Raw genomic sequence first — 18,991 nt, 5'->3', positions numbered from 1 at the left:
CCGTACGCCTCGGCTACAGCCCGGACGGGTCGCGGCCGACGCTGATCTCCTCGGCGATCCGCAGGAACCCATGGTCGTCAAGGCCCGGGACGTCGACCAGCCGCCGCCGGAGCACGGCGACCACCTGGGCGACGTCCGCTCCGGCGTAGCCCACCGCGACCTCGTGGACGATCCTGAAGAGCACGCGGTTCGCCTCGTGCTCGGTGTTCGTCCGCATCAGAGAAGCCTCCGTCATGTGCGCATCCCCCTGCTTTCGTCGAATGGTCGGGGCAACGGTACGGCCGGGAGCCGACGGTCGGCGGGAGGCCCCCCGGCGTGCCGGGCGTGACAGAGCGACCCGGCCGGGACCGGCGGCCGCCGACCGGCGCGAGCCCGGAGATCATCTCCGTCGCACGACGGACATGAGCGTCCGCCTCCGTACGTCGCACGACGGACACGAGCGTTCCGTACCGTCGCACGACGAACACGAGCGTTCCGTACCGTCGCACGACGAACACGAGCGTCCGCCTCCGTCAGCGCGCCGCCTTTCCCAGCACGGCCGCGCAGATCCCGGCGAGCTGACGGATCTGCTCGGGGTCGAGCCGGTCGAACAGGCTCCGCCGTACCGCCTCGACGTGGCCGGGGGCGGCCGCGGCGAGCACCGAGAATCCCTCGTCGGTGAGCACCGCCCAGCTCACGCGCTTGTCGGAGGCGCACGGCTCGCGCCGGACCCAGCCGCGTTCCTCCAGCCGGGCCACCGCGTGGGAAAGACGGCTCTGCGAGGAGTTGACCTCCGCCGCGAGCTCGCTCATCCGCAGCGCCCGCCCCGGCACCTCCGACAGTCTCACCAGCACCGCGTAGTAGGCGTGCGGCATGCCGGAGTCCCGCTGCAGCTGCCGGTCCAGCTCTTCCTGGACGAGCTGCGAGGCCGCCAGGAACGCGCGCCAGGTGTGCTGCTCGTCATCGTCCAGCCATCGCGTCACGTCCTCAGTTTACTTGAACTCTCAAGCATCGGAAGGTAGCGTACTTGAGAGTTCAAGTTTTACGGGAGGAATCATGCCGGTCCAACGGCTCAACCACGCGGTCCTGTTCGTGCGCGACGTCGCGCGCAGCGTGGCCTTCTACGAAGAGGCCCTCGGCTTCAGGGTCGTCATGGGCATGCAGGGAGCCGCGTTCCTGCAGGCCTCCGGCTCCAGCAACGACCACGACCTCGGGCTGTTCGAGCTCGGCTCCCAGGCCGGCCCCTCCGGTGCCGGACGCTCCACCGTCGGGCTCTACCACCTGGCATGGGAAGTGGACACCCTGGACGAACTGGAGCGGATCGCGATCAAGCTCGGCGAGATGGACGCGCTGGTCGGTGCCTCGGACCACTCCACCACCAAGGCCCTGTACGCCAAGGACCCCGACGGCCTGGAGTTCGAGGTCTCCTGGCTGGTTCCGGCCGACCTGCTCACCGAGGAGGTGCTGCGGGGACGCAGCGGCATCAAGCCCCTCGACATCGCCAAGGAGAAGGAGCGCTACGGCGCGCAGACCCGCGGCGGCCTCGGCGTCTCGATCCCCGCCTGACCACATTGAAGGCGTGGGCGACGTTCGTGCACTCGCCCGAGCGGGTGACCGACACCGTGGAGCAGCTTCTCGGGCGGCCGGCGCGGACGTTCCGCTCGTGGGCGCAGGAGCACGCGGACGATTTCCGCTAGAGCACGAGGCGCTTTCCGCCAGAGCACGGCACCGGCTGCCGTCCGCCCAAGCCCGATGAAACAACGATGATCAAGCCCTCCCTCTTCGCCGCCGATGTGATTATGATCATGGTCCCGGCGAAGGTGACCCGCAGCTCCGCCGGGACCGATCCCCCCATCTTGAAGGGGTGTCTCATGTCCACCAAGCTCACCAGATTGGCCGCGACGTCGTTCGCGGCGGTTGCCCTGGCAGCGTCGGGAGCCGCATTGGCGACGCCTGCCAGCGCCGCGGCCACCGCCCCCCGCACGCCGAGCACCTCGGTCGCCGTCATGTCCACATGGATCAAGTACGGCGATTACTCGTCAGAGGCGACGTGCAATGCGAAGGGCGCGGAACTGCGACGGAATGGGACGTACCTGTCGTACTACTGCACGTACACGGGCTTTTTCACGCTGATGGTCCTGACCAGGTAACCGGCTGAACGCGCGCGGCCCGGAACGGCGATCTCCGGGCCGCCTCCGCGACCGCTCAGGGATCGGATGGTACAGGTTTCCCTACCATCGCAGACCGGCCGTCTCCCCGGCCCCTGCTCCACCTCGTACCGGTGGCCGCCGCCCTCGCTGGGATACGCCGCCTGAACATGGCTTGGGCTCTTACGAAAGTCCCCGACCCTGCCCGGTGCAGGCTCAGGGACTTCACGTTGAGGTGTGCACATACGGAACCACTCGACATCACCTCCGATGAGGGCCTCCGGCCCGGTGCCACCTTGGGGAGTCGAACCCCAGACCTCTTCATTACGAGTTGGAACACGACCGTCCATCACCGTCTTACGGTCCTTCTCGGGCGGGGGGCTACAGGGTTCCTCGGTCCATGGTCGTCCAGGGCCGCCCAGACCTGCTGACGGCATCCGCGTTGGCAAGATCATGCCGATGCCGGCCGGTCACGTCCGAGGCTGAGCACTCTTCACCCGGTCGCGCACCGCGGCGGCCGGCCGGCGGTCGTGAAGAACCCGGCCTTCCGGGTCGAGGAGCATCCACGGCCCGTCCACCAGGAGGCACAGCGGCCCGACGCCGGAGACGAAGGCAAGAAGAGCCGGAGACGAAGGCAAGAAGAGGGAAGGCCGGCCACGCGGCGCCAGGATGCGGCCACTCGCTCTGCGCGGACCTGCCCGGTGCGACCGCCAGGCCACCACGTTGACCATGGCGCGGTTGGCCATGGCGCGAATCGACCCTCACCCGAACCGTGCCGGGCGACCGAAAAAATCACGAGAGTAGCACACGATCCGGCGGGGCATCCGGAATTCATCACAAAAAGCCGCGAGCCTTACCACATGCCGCCCGACTTTCGTGTCCCTCTAATTACCATACGTGATTACCTAATCGCTGAACACGAATATTGACGACCCCGATGAAGATTGATAAGGTCCCGTCCCACGTGTGATCTCTCCCGAATCACACGGGGTTTCGGTTGAAATAGCAACCAGGCGATCTCGCCGGCCCGACGTCATTCGATTATATATCGACGACACTGGAGAACAACATCAAGACATCACTTGGCAGAGCCCTGTATAAACGCCGCCGTTTTTCAGCCGGCCGCAAGATCATCCGGAGTTGCATCCCCGCAGCTGCCGCTCTGGTGTTCATCGCGTCCGCCCTCACCTCCGGCGTCGCCGCCAGCGCCGAATCCCATGAGCGCGCGCCGGCCGACAGCGTCTCGGCCCTCAAGGCACGGCCCAACGACGGATCCGGATATTGGCCGGACTTCTCGAACACCGGTTATGCCAAAACTCCGGCCAATGCCGGCGGTCTGGGTTTGAAGGCATACCCTGGGAAACTCACCAACTATGCTTCGAATATGAGTGCCAGCAAACCGTTGACACTCAGGTTCCCGAATAACAGCGTCATCTCCTTCAAACGCTTCCTGGCTCTGAAGGTATACATCTACGGCGACAATCTCACGTTCGTCGGCTGCTCGTTCGAGGGCACCAATCCCGACGACAACCTCGTCCAGATCTATTCGGACAACAAAATCAAGTTCCTGTATTCGACGTTCAAGCCCAACTCCTACTCGAGGCCTCCCGGCAACGACGGCACCGTCTCGTCGTCCCATTCCAAGCCCGGCACGCCGTTCAACAAGTCCTGGCAGTATGCGACGACGATGAAGGAAGCCGTCGTCGTCATGGACCACAACGACATCTGGGGCAACGCGGGCATGCAGATGGTGACGGGCTTCCCCGGACGCCCGTCGACCTGGACGAACAACTACATCCATGACATGGCCGACACGTCCCATGACGTCTATCACCACGACGGCATCGGCCCGCAGAGCGAAGGCAACGGCGGCCCCATGGTCGTCCGCCACAACACCCTGGCCTCATTGGGCAACACCAACGCCCTGGCCCTGCAGGGCGACGGTGTCTACGATCACATCTCGTTCACGGACAACTACGTCTCCGGCTGGGGTTATGCCCTGAGCATCGGCGTCGCCAACAACGCCACCAACATCACCGTCACCGGTAACATCTTCTCGACCGAACTCGAGCAGTTGTACGGTTTCCTGTACGGCAACCTCTGGGGCGGGTCGGCCCGCGGCTCCACCTGGCGCGGCAATCTCATCCAAGCCCGTGCGGGGGACGGCAACCGCGCCTATTCGACGGCCGACAACGGCAAGTATCTGTGGCCGACCGGTAACGACGGCCACACCACCGACTACACAGGCTGAGTCTCTTCCCAACTGACGGCGACCGCACGACCGCGCTGCTCTTCGCGAACCCAGCAAACGCGAAGAGCAGCGCGAGCCGTATTACACGAGCTTCGCCGTTAATGATCGCGATGGGGACCGTACGGGACGTTAATGATCGCGATGGGACCGTACGGGATGGGGTCTTCCGGCGTTGTCGGCACAGCCCGTCGAGCTGGATCACCGATCAAGCCTCCGCTGTCGTTCCGGTCCGGTGTCGAAGAGGGCCGTCAGGTAAGCATCGGAATCAAGGCCGCCATCCCGGAAGAGATCAAGTTCGCTGTCCCGGAGGAGGGAGAACGCCTCTGCGCCCTGTCCGATCACGATGCCACGCCCATCACCGGCGAAAACTCGTACCCCCACCCGTGGACGCGACCATGAGCAGAGCTCGACAAACCTGGAAGTCCTACGAGCGCACCGGCCACCGGCACCGTTGAGGCGAGCGCCCGACCAGGCTCACCGTTCCCCTGCGACCAGGGCGGCGAGGTGGCGACGTAGCACAGAGAGCATCGTCTCGGGATCCAGGCGACCGGGGTGAAGCACGGCCTGCAGGGACATGCCGTCGAGCAACGCGCACAGGCTGCGGGCCTCCAGGGTGATGTCAGCGTCCAAGCGCAGGCGACCGGCGCGGCGGGCGCCTTCCAGAACGCGGGTGGTCAGCGCGAGTAGCCCGTCGTAGAGCTCGTCGGCGTGGGGACGCAGCTCGGGGCGGGTGCGGGCGGCGGTGACGAAGGCCAGCCACACCACCGCCTCGCGCCGGCGCTCGCCGTCCAGGGGTAGCACCTCGGCGAGCATGCACACGGCCGTCTCCCACCGCTCGTGCGGCGTAAGGGGCGCGTCTGCGTTCAGCAGGCGGTCGGCGTGCGCGACCAGCCGGCCCGTAACGCGTTCGCTCATCGCCCTCATCGCGAAGACCATCAGCTCGGAGTGCGTGGTGAAGTAGTGCCGCACCGAGCCGATGGCCAGCCCTGCCTCGGCGGCGACGTTGCGTAGCGACGCCTGCTCCAGGCCGTCGCGCTCCACCACCCGGAAAACCGCCTCGACGACGGCCCGGCGCCGCTCCTGCGGATCCACGATCTTCGGCATCCCACTTTTATAGCATGCTCGTGCTACATTTTTTTTAGCATGCCCGCGCTACCAACGGAGGGTGTTAATGAGGAGGGTGTTATGAACGGAATGTTGCTGACGGCCGTCGTGGCCGTGCTGGTGGTCGGCGTGGTCGTCAAGCGGTTCATCGGGGAGCCTCTCAACGCCCGCGACCTGTTCACGCCGCCCGTCATCCTCATCGGCATCGGCGTCTTCGGCCTGGCCAAGGACGCGCATCCGAGCGGCCGCGACATCGTCTGGATCGCGGTGGCCTCCCTCGCGGGCCTGCTCTTCGGCGCGTTGCGAGGCCTTACCCCGCGGCTGTTCACCAAGCGCGGTCACCTCTGGCAGCGCTACACGGTCTGGACCCTGCTGGTCTGGGTGGTGTCCGCGGTGAGCAACATGGGGCTCGGCCTGCTCGCCGTGGCCGCGGGCGTCCCGGAACAGGCGCGGCCGATCACCCTGTCCATCGGCGTCGGCCTCCTCGGCGAGGCGATCACGCTCGGACTCCGCGCCCTGACCACCGGAACGCCCTTCGCCCCCGAGACCTCCTCACCCCTCGACCGCGCCCTGCGGCTCGCGGCCCGCCCCACCGGTACGGCTCACGCCGCGGACCACGCCTCGGGCCATCACGAAGGCTCGCCGGACCCGGGCCGGACGGCTCTTGACACTGCGGCGCGGACCGTCGCGCGATGGGCCAGAGACGGGCGGGCCTAGGGTGGCGCCTATCTCCGGAACACGCCCATCCCTGGATACTCTCCGGAACACACCCATCCCTGGATACAACGCCGCGATTCGTCCCGTGACCAGCCCATCATGATCAACATCCTGGTCGCCGGCTCAGCAGCACCTCCCATCACGACCCGGCCGGGTAGAGGCCGGTGGGGCCCGGCCGCCCCGCTGTCGCGCCACCTGGGCCGCGTCCTCAACCCACTCCCCGACCACCGACGACACATCCACCTACCGGGTGAACACCCCTGGCCATGATCTGGACACGCACGTCGGCGAACTCACCGATCCATTGGAAGGGCTTGCACGAAATGAAGACCGAGCCGAGGACCACGACCAGGCTCTTCGGGGTGGACAACCTGCGGGTCACGCTGACCGTACTGGTCATCGCCCATCACGTGGCGGTCACGTACGGGAACATCCCGCTCTGGTTCTATACCGAGCCCGCGCAGGACGGATCCGGGGTCATCCTCGACGTCCTGGTCACGTTCAACCAGTCGTTCTTCATGGGGTTCTTCTTCCTCATCTCCGGTTTCTTCACCCCTGGCTCCTACGACCGCAAGGGCGGCCGAGGTTTCGTCCGCGACCGACTGGTGCGGCTCGGCATCCCGCTGCTCGCCTTCCTCCTCCTGCTGCGCCCCCTGGTCACCCTGGGGATCTACGTCGAGGAGGAGCACGACCTGCCGTACTGGATGTTCTACATCGGCTCGTGGGACCCGGGACCCATGTGGTTCGTGGAAGTGCTGCTCGTCTTCACCGTGTTCTACGCGTTCTGGCGGCGCTGGTATGGGCGGGCCGAGGCTCGCGTGACGGTGCCGCAGGCGCGCTCGATCGTGCTGTTCGCACTCGGCTTGTCGGTGGCCACGTTCCTGTGGCGGATCCCGGTGCCGGTCGGCTCCTACATCCCGGTGCTCGGGCTGCCCTCCCCGCACTTTCTGCCGCAGTACGTGAGCATGTTCGTGGTCGGCCTCGTCGCGTCCAGGCGCGGCTGGTACGAGAGCCTGTCTCCCAGAGCGGGACGGATCGGGCTCGCCGTGGCCGGCACGGTGACGGCAGTGCTCATGCCACTGTCCTGGATGACCGCGGGGCCGTTACGGACGGCGCTGGAGGCCGCCTGGGAATCCACCTTCGCGGTCAGCCTCATCGTCGGGCTCACGGTCCTTTTCAGGGAACGGTTCAACCGGCAGGGGCCGCGCGGCAGGTTCCTGTCCGACCACGCGTTCACCGTCTACATCATCCACCCGCTGGTGCTGGTGGGCCTCGCCTACGCATTGCGCGGGCTGCACACGCTCGCGATCGTCAAGTTCGCCATAGTCCTGGCCATCGCCTTGCCGGCGTGCTGGGGGCTGGCCTATCTGACGCGGTCGTTGCCCGGAGCCAAGCGAGTGCTGTGAAAAGGGGTGCCGTTGACCGACGTGTCACGAGCCGCCAAACCCCGGGGCCACTTCGCCGGCGAAGCCCACCCATCATGAGCAGGCACATCAGACCACCTTGCGGAGATCATTTCACGGAGAGAACGTCACCGTGCCGCCATTGCGAGTGGGGCGGCGTTGCCGGTGCATGGACAAAAAGAAACCATGGTCGAGGCGGCAAGTGTGGGGACGAGCGGCTGGAGGCATGGGTGCCGAAATGGAGTTGACCCGGTTTGGTGGACACCTGATTTCTGAGGAACCCTGGTTCCCGGAAGAAGGAGTCCACTGTGCCGAACAACTATCCGCCGGAGTTTCGCCGGCAGATGGTGGAGCTGGTGCGCGCGGGACGGTCGCCGGAGGAGCTCGCCAAGGAATTCGAGCCCTCCGCGCAGTCGATCCGTGTCTGGGTGCGCCAGGCCGACCTGGATGACGGCCGCCGCCAAGACGGGCTGACCAGCGCCGAAAAAGACGAGCTGGCCCGGCTGCGTCGTGAGGTCAAGCTGCTGCGCGAGGAGAAGGAGATCTTGCGTAAGGCCGCGGTTTTCTTCGCGCGGGAGACGGATCGGCCGAGATGAGATTCCGGCTGATTCATGCGGAGAAAGACCACCACGGCGTCTCCCTGCTGGCCCGGGTGCTGGGTGTGTCGCGCCAGGGCTACTACGCCTGGGCCGGGCGCGGCCCGTCGGCTCGCGCCCGTCGCGATGCGGAGCTGACCGAGAAGATCCACGCTCACTATCAGGCCTCCGATGAGATTTACGGAGCGCCGCGCATCCACGCCGACCTGCGCCAGATCGACGGGGACAACGTGGGCCGCAAGCGGGTGGCCCGGCTGATGCGCGCGGCCGGGCTGGCCGGAGTGTCTCGGCGTCGGGGCTGTCGCACGACGATTACGGATAGGAAGGCGGCTGCCGCCTCAGACCTGGTGAGGCGGACGTTCGAAGCCGACGAGCCGAACCGGATCTGGACCGCCGATATCACGTATGTGCCGACGTGGCAGGGCTTCCTTTACCTCGCGGTCGTCTTGGATGTCTTCTCCCGCAGGATCGTTGGTTGGGCGATGGCCGAGCACATGCGCACCGAACTGGTCACCGATGCCCTGGCGATGGCGGTTGGTCAGCGCCGCCCTGACGCCGGGGTGATCCATCACAGCGACAAGGGCGGTCAATATACGTCGATTGCGTTCGGCCAGCGGTGTGCGCAGGCCGGCGTGCGCCCCTCCACCGGCCGCACCGGCACGTGCTTTGATAACGCGATCACCGAGAGCTTCTTCGCCTCGCTGGAGTGCGAGCTGATCGACCGGCGGACTTTCCACACCAGGTCAGAGGCCGAGCGCGCGGTGTTCGCCTACATCGAGGGCTTCTACAATCCACGCCGCCGTCACTCCGCTAACGGCCAGCTCAGCCCGGCCGAATATGAGCGACGCCAAGCCCTCAAGCCCATTCAAGAAGACGACTATGCTGCCGCGTAGCCGAAAGCCCTGATGTGTCTACCGAACCGGGGCAACTCCAAAAAGCATGATCTTGCAGATGTGGAAGCGGATGGCATCGAACTCGAACTTTCGGAACTCGATCCCATGTCGATCGATTCGCTCGACGGCACGGCACTCGGCCAGGTCCTACTGGAGATATTCAGCGGTGTGGACTCCGAGATAGGGTCGAAACACAGTCATCACAGCAGCCACAGCACCCACACGGCCCCGGCGGGCCGGTCACCAGCGGAGGCGTCCAGATCCTAGGAGTCACGCTCCCCGGCAGCATCGGCGCGTAGCTGAGCGAGCCTGCCTCCGATCGGCTTGTCACCCTTCATCGCCTTGCGGGTCACCCTTCATCGCCTTGCGGACCGCCGGAGTGCCTCCGAGGTCACGCAGCACGCCTTGGAACTGCGGGCCGGGCCGGCCGACGATCCTGATGACCTCGCACATCGACTCCAGCGCCCGCAGCCGTCGTAGCGCGCCCTCGTCGCCGACCGGCTCCCGGCGTAGTTTGGCCAGTTCCTCGGCTCGGTCGATGACCTTCTCGATCTCCTCGGCCTGCCGCAGCGCGAGCGCCTTCATCGCCTGGTCGGAGTCGGTGAGCCAGTCCATCACCTCCACCGCGGCACGTACGGCGTCGCGCAGGTCCGGCGCACGATCCCGCGCGGGCGGTTCGGGCGCTGCCGCGAGGCGGCATGCTTTCTCCCCTCGGTCGGGCCGATGAGGCTCTTATGGGACGAGTTATGAGGCAAGTAGATCGAAATGGAAGCCGGCGATCAGGAGTACGGCCGCCACGATGCGGATGTGAACGGCGCGAGGATGCATGAAGATCGCAGGTAGCTTTGTGCACACCTTGTCGATGAGGAGCACGGTTCCCGCCACGGCCAGCGGAGCCAGACAGAGCAGCGTGACGACGACGGCAACCTTGAGAAGGCCGATGAGCACGTCCAAGCCGGGGACACCAGCCGGGACGGGAATGTCGATGCTCCATGCAATATCCCATATGGCGACCCAGCTGAACGCCAGGACAAACGCACCGACCGAAAACGAGTAGACCAGCGCGCGGCTCCAGAGAGCCTGAATGAGGGCGTGTAGCCGGTCCGCGAACGACGCGAGACGCTCAGCACCCGCGATGTCGAGCAGGATGGTCATGCCGCTGACGAAGGCCGCGATCTTCCCCGCCCTGCCCCACCAGATCATCGGCAGACCGAACATCTCGTTTCCCAAGGTGGACCTGCCGTCCAGCCACATCTGCCAAGCCTCGAAGTAGCCGATGTCCGCCACGACCGGAGCGTATGATCCGTTTGGCCGCCTGACCAGCGCCCTGCTCCGCTAAGCCCGGAGGGCAGAAGCAGAGGGGTACGGGCAGGCGCGGGGGAGAAAAAGGGAGACTGTGGCGCGGGTCGACCAATGATCATGGCTAAAAACAGACATGCTCGCGTTTCACCAGATCAGATGCTTGCCGGTGTCGCGAAGTGAGCGGCTTGCGTGCGCGAAGCCGGTTACCCCGTCCACTGTTGCATCGATAGTGCGCGGCGCGCGTTGGCGAGGTCGAGTGAGTCACCGCCCTTGGACAGCGTAGAGCGGTGGCGGATGAGGGGAGGCTCCCGATAAGACAGCAGTCGACCAAGATCCGATGCCCCGGCCGGGAGCCTCGTTGCTGTCTTACCGTGCCTCGATTCCGCTGTACAACCGCACCCTGGCACGCCTGACCGAGCTGATCCGCACGCAGCGTGCCGACCGCCGGTGGCGGCGGTGGCGGCGGCGGCGGTGGCGGCGGCGGCGGCGGCGGCGGCGGCGGCGGAGATTAGACCCGGCCCGGCAGGCGTTGCTGGTCCTGGCCCCTCTGCGTAACGGCGGCACCTACGCCCGCCGGGCCGCCGGATTCGCCATCGGCACCACCACGGCCTGGCGCTACGTCCGCGAAAGCGTCGACCTGTTGGTCGCGCCGGCCGACGGCGCACGCCGCCGTCAAGCGCGCGCTCCGGCCGGCCTACACCATCCTGGACGGCACCCTCATCCCCATCGATCGCGTCGCCGACGAACGGCCGTACTACAGCGGGAAACACAAACAGCGCGGGATGAACGTCCAAAACTGCTGGCCGATCCCGCAGGTCGGCTGGTGTGGGTCTCACCGGCGCTGCCGGGCGCCGTGCACGACGTGACCGCGTCCCGGACGGTTGGCCTGATCGACGCCCTGACCAGCGCCGGTGTGAAGACCTTCGCGGACAAGGGTTACCAAGGCGTGGGCGGCACGATTCGGACGCCGTTCAAGCGGCATCGCCATCGTCCCTGGTTGTCGCGCGCCCAGAGGGACGTCACCCGCTCTCATGCCCGTATCCGGGCCATCGGTGAGCGTGCCGTCGCGACCTTGAAGTCCTAGAAGGTGCTGACCAGGCTGCGCTGCTGTCCGCATCGCGCGACCGCGCTCGTGCAGGCGATCCTCGTACCGCAGCTCGTCAAAGAGGGCCGTTACTTAGGAAAGAGGGCCGTTACTCAGGATGAAAAGGCCTCAGGGTGCGCGCCGATGGCCGCACAGAACTCCGCGAACGGGCTCGAAACACCACGCCATCACCGACGGTGACGGCATCGCGCTCGCGCTGTCCCTGACCGGCGGCAATCGCTGATCAAGGCGATTCCCTCGATGCGCGGCCGCCGCGGACGGCCCCGCAAGCGGCCCGCATGCCCATACGCCGACCGCGGCTACGATCATGACAAGTGCCGCCGTCTGGTCTGGCGCACCGGCATCAATCCGCACATCGCCCGCCGCGGCGCCCCGCACGGCTCCAGAGTAGGTATCCACCGCTGGGTCGTGGACGAACGATCGCGCTGCTGCGCTGGTTCCGTCGCCTGCGAATCCGCTGGGAGCCCGCGACGACATCCACGAAGCGTTCATGACCCCCGCCGCAGCCATCATCTGCTGCGATGCCTCATCCGCTGATCTTTGTGTCAAGATCTCTAAGGGCGGCCACGCATTCCGCCGAGGTAGCTGATTCGTTAGAGTTGCACAAGCGTTTGCTGTGAATTATGGGGTTGAAGAGACATCGCCATCAACGATCTGTCCCCTGTAGGGACACTGCAGTTCAACCCGGGGATCTGGGTCAGTGCGGGGAAAGGCGTCCGAGAGGCCGCTGACGATCTGGCCCAGGGCGTGGACGCGTTCTGCCGGGCGATGGATGAGCGGCCCTTCGGTCAGGACGACCTGGGCCGGGCACTGTTCGAGGGCCACCCCGAGGCAGGCGTGCCGGGGTTCGCCCGACTACGTGACGACCTGCTGAAAGACCTGGTCGTGGCGGTGAACCTGCTACGCGGGATGGCGGCCGGGTTGGTCGTCACCGGGGACAGGTATGCCACAGCCGAGGCGGCGAACACCGGGGTCCCGTACGCGCAGCCGTGCCCGAAATGGCTGAAGGATCCGGAGGAGTACAAGCCTAAGCTGGGCCCGAGCGGCCTGCCGACGACCACGCCACCACCTGACTTCGTGAGCCAGGCGATCTGGTTCCTCGAGTCCGTAGGATTCGGCTCCGCGTGGCCGGATGCCGATCTCGACGGTGTGACGCGGCTGCGCGATGCCGCGACGGCGCTGGGACGCGTGGTCGGCGACGTTCAGGAGCAGATCGCCGGGCAGGCCGGACGTGCGACCGGAGCCGGGTTCGGGCCGACCACGGCCGCGTTCGGACGGGCCGCGCGGGTGGTGCACGGCGAGAAGGGGCAGTTGGCGGACCTGCAGCGGCGGTGCGAGCATCTCGCCTACTGCGGCCAGGTCGCCTATGACGCGATCGTCAAGGCCAGATGGCGATTCGTGGCATCCGCGGTGTTCGTGCTGACACTGATGCTCCTCGCAAAGCTACTGGCCCCCCGGCTCGGCCCGCTCCTCGACGTTGTGGTGAAAAAGCTTCTCCGAGCGGAGGGCCTGGCACTGCGGATCATCTTGCTGATCATCCGGCAGGCCGCGCTGGGTGCGATGTTCTCCGGCGGACTGAGCGCGATCAATCAGTTGTTCACCACCGGCGACATCGATGCGGCGAAGCTGGTTCGGGATGCATCTCACGGAGCGCTCGCCGGCGGGTTGATGGCCGGTGCGCACGCCGCGCTGCCCGCGATCCTGCGCCGAGGCGGACCCGCGCTCACCGGCCTGGCCGAGGCCATGGAGTCGGCCACATGGGAGCGGGCATTCTCCCGGATCCTGGCCGGCGGGACGGTGAGCACAACCGTGCTGGCGACCGCGGGATGGGCCAGCGGTGCCGGCTGGAATTGGAAGCACGCCGCCGAGATGGGATTCGGCATGGCCGTTCTCAGCACCGGTGCGGCACTCGCCTCCCGAACCTGGCCTGCCCCAAGCTATGCGAGCCTGAAGGGCAGAGACTGGAAGCAGAGTCCGGCCAAGCAGTGGCATGATGTCAAGTGGGCCTTGGGGATTCTCACGATCACCGCCCCTGCGGTCTCCGCCTTCGCGCTCGCAAAGTTCGCTGAGGACAGAAAGAATCCCTTCTTCTTGCAGAAACGGGTTGGCCAGTTCGGCCGCGAGTTCGACATCGCCAAGGGCCGTTCGATGAGCACAACCGATGGTAAGGACAGCAGCCATGGCGCATCGGATTCGCGGCGTACGAGGATCGGCGAAGTTTGGGCGAAGACCAGTCTCGATGAGTTTGTCCAACTGGCTTACAACGTCCTCTATAAGAGAGACATGTCGGTCATAAACGACCGACCACTCTTGGATGCCACCAGACAGGAGACAATAGCGGCCCTCGGCCCCACCCTGGGTCCGCGTTGGAACGAAGCGGATCTGGCTGGAAAGCCTGGGCTGTTCGGCCCGTTCCCCAACAAGATCGTCGAGCTCGGCCTCAAGCCGAAGACAGAGGCGTTCGACCTTCAACGAGGCTACACGGGCATCTGGCATGACAAAAACGCGAGCCTGTATTCGGACCGGAATATCCTTTGGGAGTTCATTTCCACTTACGTGAAGCGCATTTCCTAGCCTCGATCTTTCGCGCGTCGCGCGAAACAGGGAGGCGAAGCCGTGACGCAGCGGTGGATCTTGTTGTTCGTAAGCTCGGGGTTTTCGCCGGTCAACTCCCTACCTATTACTCCAGCCGCACTTATCGATCGTCGCCATCGCGACCAGTGCAGGGTGTGGTGCTCGTTGATGGTTGCCGGGGTCAGGAGTAGGAAGAGGCGGCGGATCTCGTTGGCGGAGATTGCGACGAGTTGATCACTGTGTCGTGGGCGGTGGGCCTCCTCTAGAGCACGCCCTGCGAGCACGCGCTCAGACGAGCTCCTGAACGCTGGAGTGAGGTGGGATCTTCGAGGAGAGCGGATCGGGTGACGGCGAGGAAGGCCGGCGCGAGCATGGCCGGCGTCATGTACCGACACCATGCGGGGTAGAGCCGGACCTGACAGCGGAGTCGGTAGTCGCGGTCGGGGTCGGGGTCGGGGTCGGGGTCGGGGTCGAGCATCAGGTCTGGGCGGATCTCCAGGACTCCACAGTCGCTTGGGCAATGATTTCGATGTGGCGTCCGTATGCCAGGTGCCCATCAGACACGAAGCTGCCGTCCCTGAACGGCAACCCGCAGAACGTGGCGCGGAAGTGCCCGGGAGATCCGCCCGGCGGGAGCGGCGCGTACGCCGCGAATGGCGCCATGTCGTAGCTCGACCGTACCCCGTGCTTGTTCCGCGCCACCTGATGAGCTGCCACGCGAAGCAGCGCGTCAAGGCCCTTGTCCACATAAAGCTGCAGCTGGCGGAACTGACCGTCAAGGTACTTCTCATGGGCTCTGGAAGGATGCTGCAGGAGATACGCGCAGACCACAGGCGCGTGCCACCTGTACATCTGAGGGTCGGCCTGCTCTTCAGCCAGGATCGCGTGGTAGTAGTCCACGCACACGCCCAGCGGGCCAGCAATTGCACCGCAGTCGCACTGACCCATGCTGGGGCTATCTGTCATGGTCTGCACCATAGGCGGCCGGTAACAGCCATGTCGACGGCATTTCGGCGCAGTCCTATGTCCTACCGGGCCATAGCCCCACAGGACATAGGACGACCACCGCTGTGATCATTCAGGTCTGATGGATCCGAAGATCATGCGGTGGCCGCGTTCGCCGGAGTGGAACACCTCAGTGCTGCCCGTCTGCAGGCTGGTCTGGATGCCGCGTTCGCGCTGGTGGCCTACCAGTTCGAACGCCCCGAGGTACGGCTGCGTGCCCGATCGTGTATCGAGGGCCGAATACTTCAACCGGACCCTGTAAACCGAGTGGGCCTACCGGCAGGTCGTCACCGGCAACGCCGAACGCGCCGAGGCACCGCGACCATTGATGGACTACTACGACACCCGACGACGTCACAGCGCACTCGACGGTCTTCCACCGATCAGCCGCCTGTCACCAACGTCATGACCGAGTACAACTAGCGCAGGATGACGGCGGTGCTCACCCCTGGAGCCATGGCCACCAAGACGCATGCTCCGATGAACGCGAGAAACGGGACCCATGCGGTCGAGCCATCCCTGGTAGGCCGTCGGCAGCGTGGGCAGCCCGCTCACCGATGGGCCCTGTCCGGGAACCCCTGATCGCCCGCCGCGACTTGCCCCATGCATGATCATTCACATGTACGATCTCGGCCATGTTCGACTTATCCGGCCCCTGGGGACGCGTGCTGGCGGGCACCCGGCTGCACCACGGACCCGCCATGCAGTCGCTGGCCGTCGATCCGGTCACTCACGACCTGTTCGTCATCCAGCTTCGCGACCCCGACGTGGCGCCGGTTGAGGGCAATCTGTGCGTCAACCGGGTGCACCGCCGTACCGGGCTGGTGCAGGACTGGATGCACCTGGACGGCTTCGGACACGGCTACCAGATCGGTGCCCAGCACTTGGGTGGTCGCACCCACCTGTGGTCGGAGGCCGGGCCGGTGCGCAAGGGGTTCGGCACCAGGGTCACCCGCTTCCCCTTCCTGCCCGGCCAGAGCATCGACATGAGCGCGAGCGTGCTGCTGGCACCCTTCAGCCCGGTGCCCGGCACGCTGGTCTGCGCGCCGACCGTGGACCCGGTCGGCAACTGGCTGACCATCCGCTACCGCACCACCGCCGGCCACTTCTACGCCCGCTACGCCATCGATCCGGCCACCGGCAAGGCCGCCACCACCCCGGCCGCCACGATCGCGCACCCGGCGGCGATCGCCGACACCTTCCAGGGCTTCGCCACCCTCGGCGACCTGCTCTACCTCTACACCGGCAACCCTTCGGCCTCCTACGAGACCAGCAACACCCACATCTCGATCGTCTCCTGGTCCGACCCCGGAACCGCGCCCCGCGTCACCCGCATCACCGCGCTGCCCGGGCTGCCTCTGCGCGAGCCAGAGGGGTTGGCCCTGGAATCCGTCGGTGAGCGAGTGCAGCTCCTGTTCGGATTCAACGGTGACGCGGAGCGCGGCCGGGAGGCCAGCGTGTGCCTGTACACGTCCGACCCGCCCGTGCAGGGTGTGAAGGTCGTGGCCGGCTGGAGCGCGATCACCCTTGCGGACGGCATCACCCCGCACGCCGACCAACGGCTGCCGCGGGCACGACTGGTCAGCCTCGGCGGCAGCACCCAGCTGCAGCTGCGTGGTTCTCTCGGCTGCGACCTGGCCGCAGACGGCCTGATCGGGACGCTGCCGCCCTGGCTGACACCCAGCCACCCGGTGCGCGCCGCGGTCCCGCGCAACATGGCCTACGGTATGGGCGCCTGCCAGGTGGAGGCGAACGCGGCCGGCGAGCTGTGGGCGTACGGCGCAAGCGCGGGCAGCCGGGTGACATGGATCGACCTCGACTGCTTCTCGGCCCCCTGGGCCTGAACCCTCCGGAGAATCTCATGAACCCGCCCAGCCGCCGCGCGCTGCTGACCACCCTGCCCGTCGCCCTCGCTTCCTCCTCGGCCATCTTGGCCGCTCCGGCTTCAGCCACTTCGGTCGCTTCAGCCGGTGGGGGCGTGGAGGTTGTCGTCGGGTGGAAACCGCTCACCCTGCGCGCGGGCGTCACGCCGTTCCCCGGCGACGCGCCTCAGGCACGTACGGTACGCGTCGCGGGCACGAGCTTCCTGCAGCTGCGCGGTGGCGCGAGCGTCTCTTTCACCACCGACGCCGTGCTCGGGACGCTGCCCACCGGGATTGCCGTAACGAAGCTGACCAGGGGACTGTGTTCGCGCAACAACTTCAACGGGCTGATCGTCTGCCGAGTAGAGGCCGACACGAAGGGGCAGCTCACGGTGCTAGGTGGCACCACCGCCAGCAAGATCACCTGGGTGGCGCTGGACAGCTTCTCCTCTGTGCTGGCCTGACCGATCAAGCTGGCGACAAGCTGCGGCACCGGCTCGGCGACCATGACGTCGTGTCCATCAGACAGAAGGGCCTCTACATGGCCTTACTCCTCAGCTCGCCTTCCGGCCAGGCAGGCGGCGTGGTCATGGGCAGTCGAGCCGCAGGTCCAGGATCACAGGACGCCGAGGTCGCGGACGACCTGGGCGAAGGCGCGGATGAGGCCGTTCTCCGTCAGACCCGGAACCGGCTGAGGTTCCAGAACGGGTACCCGCCGGACCGCACCCGGTTGGGAGGTTGCGGCGTCGACGATGGTCTGCAGTTTCTCGTACAGGGGGCGGCCGAGGGCGGCGGGCTTGGTCATCTCTGGCTTGCTAGGCGGATTGGTAGTGGAGGTTCAGGACACCGGATGTGAAGATGGTCGAATCGACCAGCTTGAACGGCAGGTGGCCGGTGCTCTCGTCGAACAGCCGGGTCCCGGTGCCGAGCACGATCGGGTGGACCATCAGGTGGAGCTCGTCGATGAGGCCCGCACCCAGCAGCGTCCTGGTCAGCGCGATGCTGCCGGTGATGCTGATGTTCTTGCCGGGCCACCCCTTCATCCTCCTCAGCTCGTCGATCACGTTTTCGCTGATCAAGGTGGAGTTTTTCCACTCCGCCGTCTGCAAGGTGGTGGAGACGACCAGCTTGCGGATGTTGTTCAGCCGGTCGGCCATCTCGCCGCTCCGGTGGGGCCAGACCGCGGCGAAGGACTCGTAGGTGGCCCGGCCCAGCAGGAGCGTGTCCGCCTCGGCCTGGATCGCCATGACCGCTGCACCCATCTCCTCGTTCATGTAGGGGAAGTGCCACTTCTCGGGCGACTCCACGACTCCGTCCATCGAGACGAACAGCCCGGCAACGATCTTCCTCATGGTTTCTCCTCAGGGACGAAGTGGTGTGATTCAAGCGGACTTGCGGAAGCAGGCCGCGGCAAGGGAGAGCCAGCCCATTGCGATCATGACCCCCGTGGCGAGCGTCACCGAGCCGGCGGGCCCGCCGGTGATCGCCCAGCCGTCACCCACGATCACGGCCACACCGGCCAGGCGGGAGACGACGGCCATGCCGCGGTCGCCGGTACGGGTGAAGTACCGGCCGAGGACGAAGCAGGCCGCGGCGAAAGCGATGAACGTCACCGAACCTGCCACCATGTGCAGGATGCTGTGCCAGCTCATCGCCGCCGGCGGCCCGGCCGGCGTGCCCACGGGGAAACCGTCGCCGGGATCCATGACGAAGACGCCCGCTCCGATCATTCCGGTGCCGCCGACCAACGTCAGGCGTGGCACCCAGGTGCCGCCGGGCTCGCCGTACAGGGCCTTGCGGAACCCGAAGGAACCGGTGATGAGCAACGAGCCGACGATCAAGAAGTTGGTGATCTGGATCCACCCGAGCGAGCCTGTGGCGAGCTGACTGAAGGGGTGGCGGACCAGGTCGAAGCCCTCGCGGGTGAACGCCTGCGTCAGGGCGACGACAGTCCAGACGGGCATGGCGGCCGCCGCGGCGGTGAGCAGCGTGCGGGTGGAGGCGGAGCCGCGGGTGGAGGCGGAGCTGCGAGTGGTGGTGGTCATATTCCCGG

General features: G+C 66.4%; 18 protein-coding genes and 4 pseudogenes. 12 read left to right on the top strand and 10 right to left on the bottom strand.

Features of this window, described 5'->3' with window-relative positions; all coding sequences use genetic code 11:
- Positions 1–13: 13 nt before the first annotated feature.
- Positions 14–235: a hypothetical protein gene (locus ACQPYK_RS01895; RefSeq protein WP_433249170.1), complete on the bottom strand. Its 222-nt coding sequence runs from the start codon at positions 233–235 to the stop codon at positions 14–16.
- Positions 236–512: 277 nt separating this feature from the next.
- Positions 513–962: a MarR family winged helix-turn-helix transcriptional regulator gene (locus ACQPYK_RS01890; protein ID WP_433249167.1), complete on the bottom strand. Its 450-nt coding sequence runs from the start codon at positions 960–962 to the stop codon at positions 513–515.
- Positions 963–1,035: 73 nt separating this feature from the next.
- On the opposite strand from ACQPYK_RS01890, the gene ACQPYK_RS01885 reads away from it, so the two are divergent.
- From ACQPYK_RS01885 to ACQPYK_RS01875, 3 genes are all read left to right on the top strand, one after another.
- Complete coding sequence (locus ACQPYK_RS01885) at positions 1,036–1,545, top strand: VOC family protein (RefSeq protein WP_433249164.1); 510 nt, start codon at positions 1,036–1,038, stop codon at positions 1,543–1,545.
- Positions 1,546–1,742: 197 nt separating this feature from the next.
- On the top strand, positions 1,743–2,129 hold the full coding sequence (locus tag ACQPYK_RS01880; RefSeq protein WP_433249161.1) for a hypothetical protein: 387 nt from the start codon (positions 1,743–1,745) through the stop codon (positions 2,127–2,129).
- 1,162 nt (positions 2,130–3,291) lie between these two features.
- The gene (locus tag ACQPYK_RS01875; protein WP_433249158.1) at positions 3,292–4,377 is read left to right on the top strand and encodes a hypothetical protein; all 1,086 of its coding nucleotides are present in this window, start codon (positions 3,292–3,294) and stop codon (positions 4,375–4,377) included.
- A 474-nt stretch (positions 4,378–4,851) separates the two neighbouring features.
- Here the strand turns inward: ACQPYK_RS01875 and ACQPYK_RS01870 are convergent, their stop codons facing one another.
- On the bottom strand, positions 4,852–5,481 hold the full coding sequence (locus ACQPYK_RS01870) for a TetR/AcrR family transcriptional regulator (protein ID WP_433249155.1): 630 nt from the start codon (positions 5,479–5,481) through the stop codon (positions 4,852–4,854).
- 81 nt (positions 5,482–5,562) lie between these two features.
- On the opposite strand from ACQPYK_RS01870, the gene ACQPYK_RS01865 reads away from it, so the two are divergent.
- The 3 genes from ACQPYK_RS01865 (at position 5,563) to ACQPYK_RS01855 (ending at position 9,090) form a co-directional block, all read left to right on the top strand.
- A complete protein-coding gene (locus ACQPYK_RS01865) occupies positions 5,563–6,198 on the top strand; it encodes a hypothetical protein (protein WP_433249152.1) in 636 nt (211 codons plus the stop codon).
- Between the two features lie 323 nt (positions 6,199–6,521).
- Positions 6,522–7,604, top strand: coding sequence for an acyltransferase family protein (locus ACQPYK_RS01860; RefSeq protein WP_433249149.1), 1,083 nt, complete (start codon positions 6,522–6,524; stop codon positions 7,602–7,604).
- 341 nt (positions 7,605–7,945) lie between these two features.
- Positions 7,946–9,090, top strand: a protein-coding gene (locus ACQPYK_RS01855; RefSeq protein ID WP_433258673.1) for an IS3 family transposase whose coding sequence is annotated in 2 segments (ribosomal slippage) — positions 7,946–8,159 and positions 8,159–9,090 — 1,146 coding nt in all. Because the reading frame shifts where the segments join, the coding sequence is not laid out codon by codon here.
- A 327-nt stretch (positions 9,091–9,417) separates the two neighbouring features.
- Here the strand turns inward: ACQPYK_RS01855 and ACQPYK_RS01850 are convergent.
- Positions 9,418–9,705 (bottom strand): terminase small subunit, encoded by a 288-nt coding sequence (locus ACQPYK_RS01850; protein WP_433249146.1) that lies wholly within the window; start codon positions 9,703–9,705, stop codon positions 9,418–9,420.
- Positions 9,706–9,834: 129 nt separating this feature from the next.
- Positions 9,835–10,377, bottom strand: a complete 543-nt coding sequence (locus tag ACQPYK_RS01845) for a hypothetical protein (protein WP_433249143.1) — start codon at positions 10,375–10,377, stop codon at positions 9,835–9,837.
- A 373-nt stretch (positions 10,378–10,750) separates the two neighbouring features.
- On the opposite strand from ACQPYK_RS01845, the pseudogene ACQPYK_RS01840 reads away from it, so the two are divergent.
- Positions 10,751–11,575: pseudogene (locus ACQPYK_RS01840) on the top strand (transposase family protein); the annotation flags it as partial.
- A gap of 669 nt (positions 11,576–12,244) precedes the next feature.
- Positions 12,245–14,071, top strand: a complete 1,827-nt coding sequence (locus ACQPYK_RS01835) for a sugar transferase (RefSeq protein ID WP_433249141.1) — start codon at positions 12,245–12,247, stop codon at positions 14,069–14,071.
- A gap of 128 nt (positions 14,072–14,199) precedes the next feature.
- Here the strand turns inward: ACQPYK_RS01835 and ACQPYK_RS01830 are convergent.
- Together ACQPYK_RS01830 and ACQPYK_RS01825 are read right to left on the bottom strand one after the other, a co-directional pair.
- A pseudogene (locus ACQPYK_RS01830) lies at positions 14,200–14,489 on the bottom strand (hypothetical protein); the annotation flags it as partial.
- Positions 14,490–14,548: 59 nt separating this feature from the next.
- Positions 14,549–15,037, bottom strand: a complete 489-nt coding sequence (locus tag ACQPYK_RS01825; protein ID WP_433249138.1) for a DUF5946 family protein — start codon at positions 15,035–15,037, stop codon at positions 14,549–14,551.
- Positions 15,038–15,178: 141 nt separating this feature from the next.
- Here ACQPYK_RS01825 and ACQPYK_RS01820 point away from each other — a divergent pair.
- From ACQPYK_RS01820 to ACQPYK_RS01805, 4 genes and pseudogenes are all read left to right on the top strand, one after another.
- A pseudogene (locus ACQPYK_RS01820) lies at positions 15,179–15,313 on the top strand (IS701 family transposase); the annotation flags it as partial.
- Positions 15,294–15,485: pseudogene (locus ACQPYK_RS01815) on the top strand (integrase core domain-containing protein); the annotation flags it as partial. The pseudogenes ACQPYK_RS01820 and ACQPYK_RS01815, both read left to right, overlap by 20 nt.
- A gap of 226 nt (positions 15,486–15,711) precedes the next feature.
- The gene (locus tag ACQPYK_RS01810; RefSeq protein ID WP_433249135.1) at positions 15,712–16,920 is read left to right on the top strand and encodes a hypothetical protein; all 1,209 of its coding nucleotides are present in this window, start codon (positions 15,712–15,714) and stop codon (positions 16,918–16,920) included.
- A gap of 17 nt (positions 16,921–16,937) precedes the next feature.
- A complete protein-coding gene (locus ACQPYK_RS01805) occupies positions 16,938–17,402 on the top strand; it encodes a hypothetical protein (protein WP_433249132.1) in 465 nt (154 codons plus the stop codon).
- 152 nt (positions 17,403–17,554) lie between these two features.
- On the opposite strand, the gene ACQPYK_RS01800 is transcribed toward ACQPYK_RS01805, so the two are convergent.
- From ACQPYK_RS01800 to ACQPYK_RS01790, 3 genes are read right to left on the bottom strand one after another with little or no spacing between them, the layout of a single operon-like run.
- Positions 17,555–17,743, bottom strand: coding sequence for a hypothetical protein (locus ACQPYK_RS01800; RefSeq protein ID WP_433249129.1), 189 nt, complete (start codon positions 17,741–17,743; stop codon positions 17,555–17,557).
- Positions 17,744–17,753: 10 nt separating this feature from the next.
- Positions 17,754–18,290 (bottom strand): dihydrofolate reductase family protein, encoded by a 537-nt coding sequence (locus tag ACQPYK_RS01795; protein WP_433249126.1) that lies wholly within the window; start codon positions 18,288–18,290, stop codon positions 17,754–17,756.
- A gap of 30 nt (positions 18,291–18,320) precedes the next feature.
- Entirely contained in the window at positions 18,321–18,983 is a 663-nt protein-coding gene (locus ACQPYK_RS01790; RefSeq protein WP_433249123.1) for a DUF998 domain-containing protein, read from the bottom strand.
- Positions 18,984–18,991: the final 8 nt, after the last annotated feature.

It is taken from the genome of Streptosporangium sp. CA-135522, assembly GCF_050949235.1.
Taxonomy (GTDB): Bacteria; Actinomycetota; Actinomycetes; order Streptosporangiales; family Streptosporangiaceae; genus Streptosporangium.
This window is presented reverse-complemented; position numbering and strand designations above follow the sequence as displayed.

Coding starts and splice junctions, on each gene's coding strand:
- ACQPYK_RS01895 (WP_433249170.1), bottom strand. CDS start 235: ATGACGGAGGCTTCTCTGATGCGGACGAACACCGAGCACGAGGCGAAC.
- ACQPYK_RS01885 (WP_433249164.1), top strand. CDS start 1,036: ATGCCGGTCCAACGGCTCAACCACGCGGTCCTGTTCGTGCGCGACGTC.
- ACQPYK_RS01880 (WP_433249161.1), top strand. CDS start 1,743: ATGATCAAGCCCTCCCTCTTCGCCGCCGATGTGATTATGATCATGGTC.
- ACQPYK_RS01870 (WP_433249155.1), bottom strand. CDS start 5,481: ATGCCGAAGATCGTGGATCCGCAGGAGCGGCGCCGGGCCGTCGTCGAG.
- ACQPYK_RS01865 (WP_433249152.1), top strand. CDS start 5,563: ATGAACGGAATGTTGCTGACGGCCGTCGTGGCCGTGCTGGTGGTCGGC.
- ACQPYK_RS01860 (WP_433249149.1), top strand. CDS start 6,522: ATGAAGACCGAGCCGAGGACCACGACCAGGCTCTTCGGGGTGGACAAC.
- ACQPYK_RS01850 (WP_433249146.1), bottom strand. CDS start 9,705: ATGGACTGGCTCACCGACTCCGACCAGGCGATGAAGGCGCTCGCGCTG.
- ACQPYK_RS01825 (WP_433249138.1), bottom strand. CDS start 15,037: ATGACAGATAGCCCCAGCATGGGTCAGTGCGACTGCGGTGCAATTGCT.
- ACQPYK_RS01810 (WP_433249135.1), top strand. CDS start 15,712: ATGTTCGACTTATCCGGCCCCTGGGGACGCGTGCTGGCGGGCACCCGG.
- ACQPYK_RS01805 (WP_433249132.1), top strand. CDS start 16,938: ATGAACCCGCCCAGCCGCCGCGCGCTGCTGACCACCCTGCCCGTCGCC.
- ACQPYK_RS01800 (WP_433249129.1), bottom strand. CDS start 17,743: ATGACCAAGCCCGCCGCCCTCGGCCGCCCCCTGTACGAGAAACTGCAG.
- ACQPYK_RS01795 (WP_433249126.1), bottom strand. CDS start 18,290: ATGAGGAAGATCGTTGCCGGGCTGTTCGTCTCGATGGACGGAGTCGTG.
- ACQPYK_RS01790 (WP_433249123.1), bottom strand. CDS start 18,983: ATGACCACCACCACTCGCAGCTCCGCCTCCACCCGCGGCTCCGCCTCC.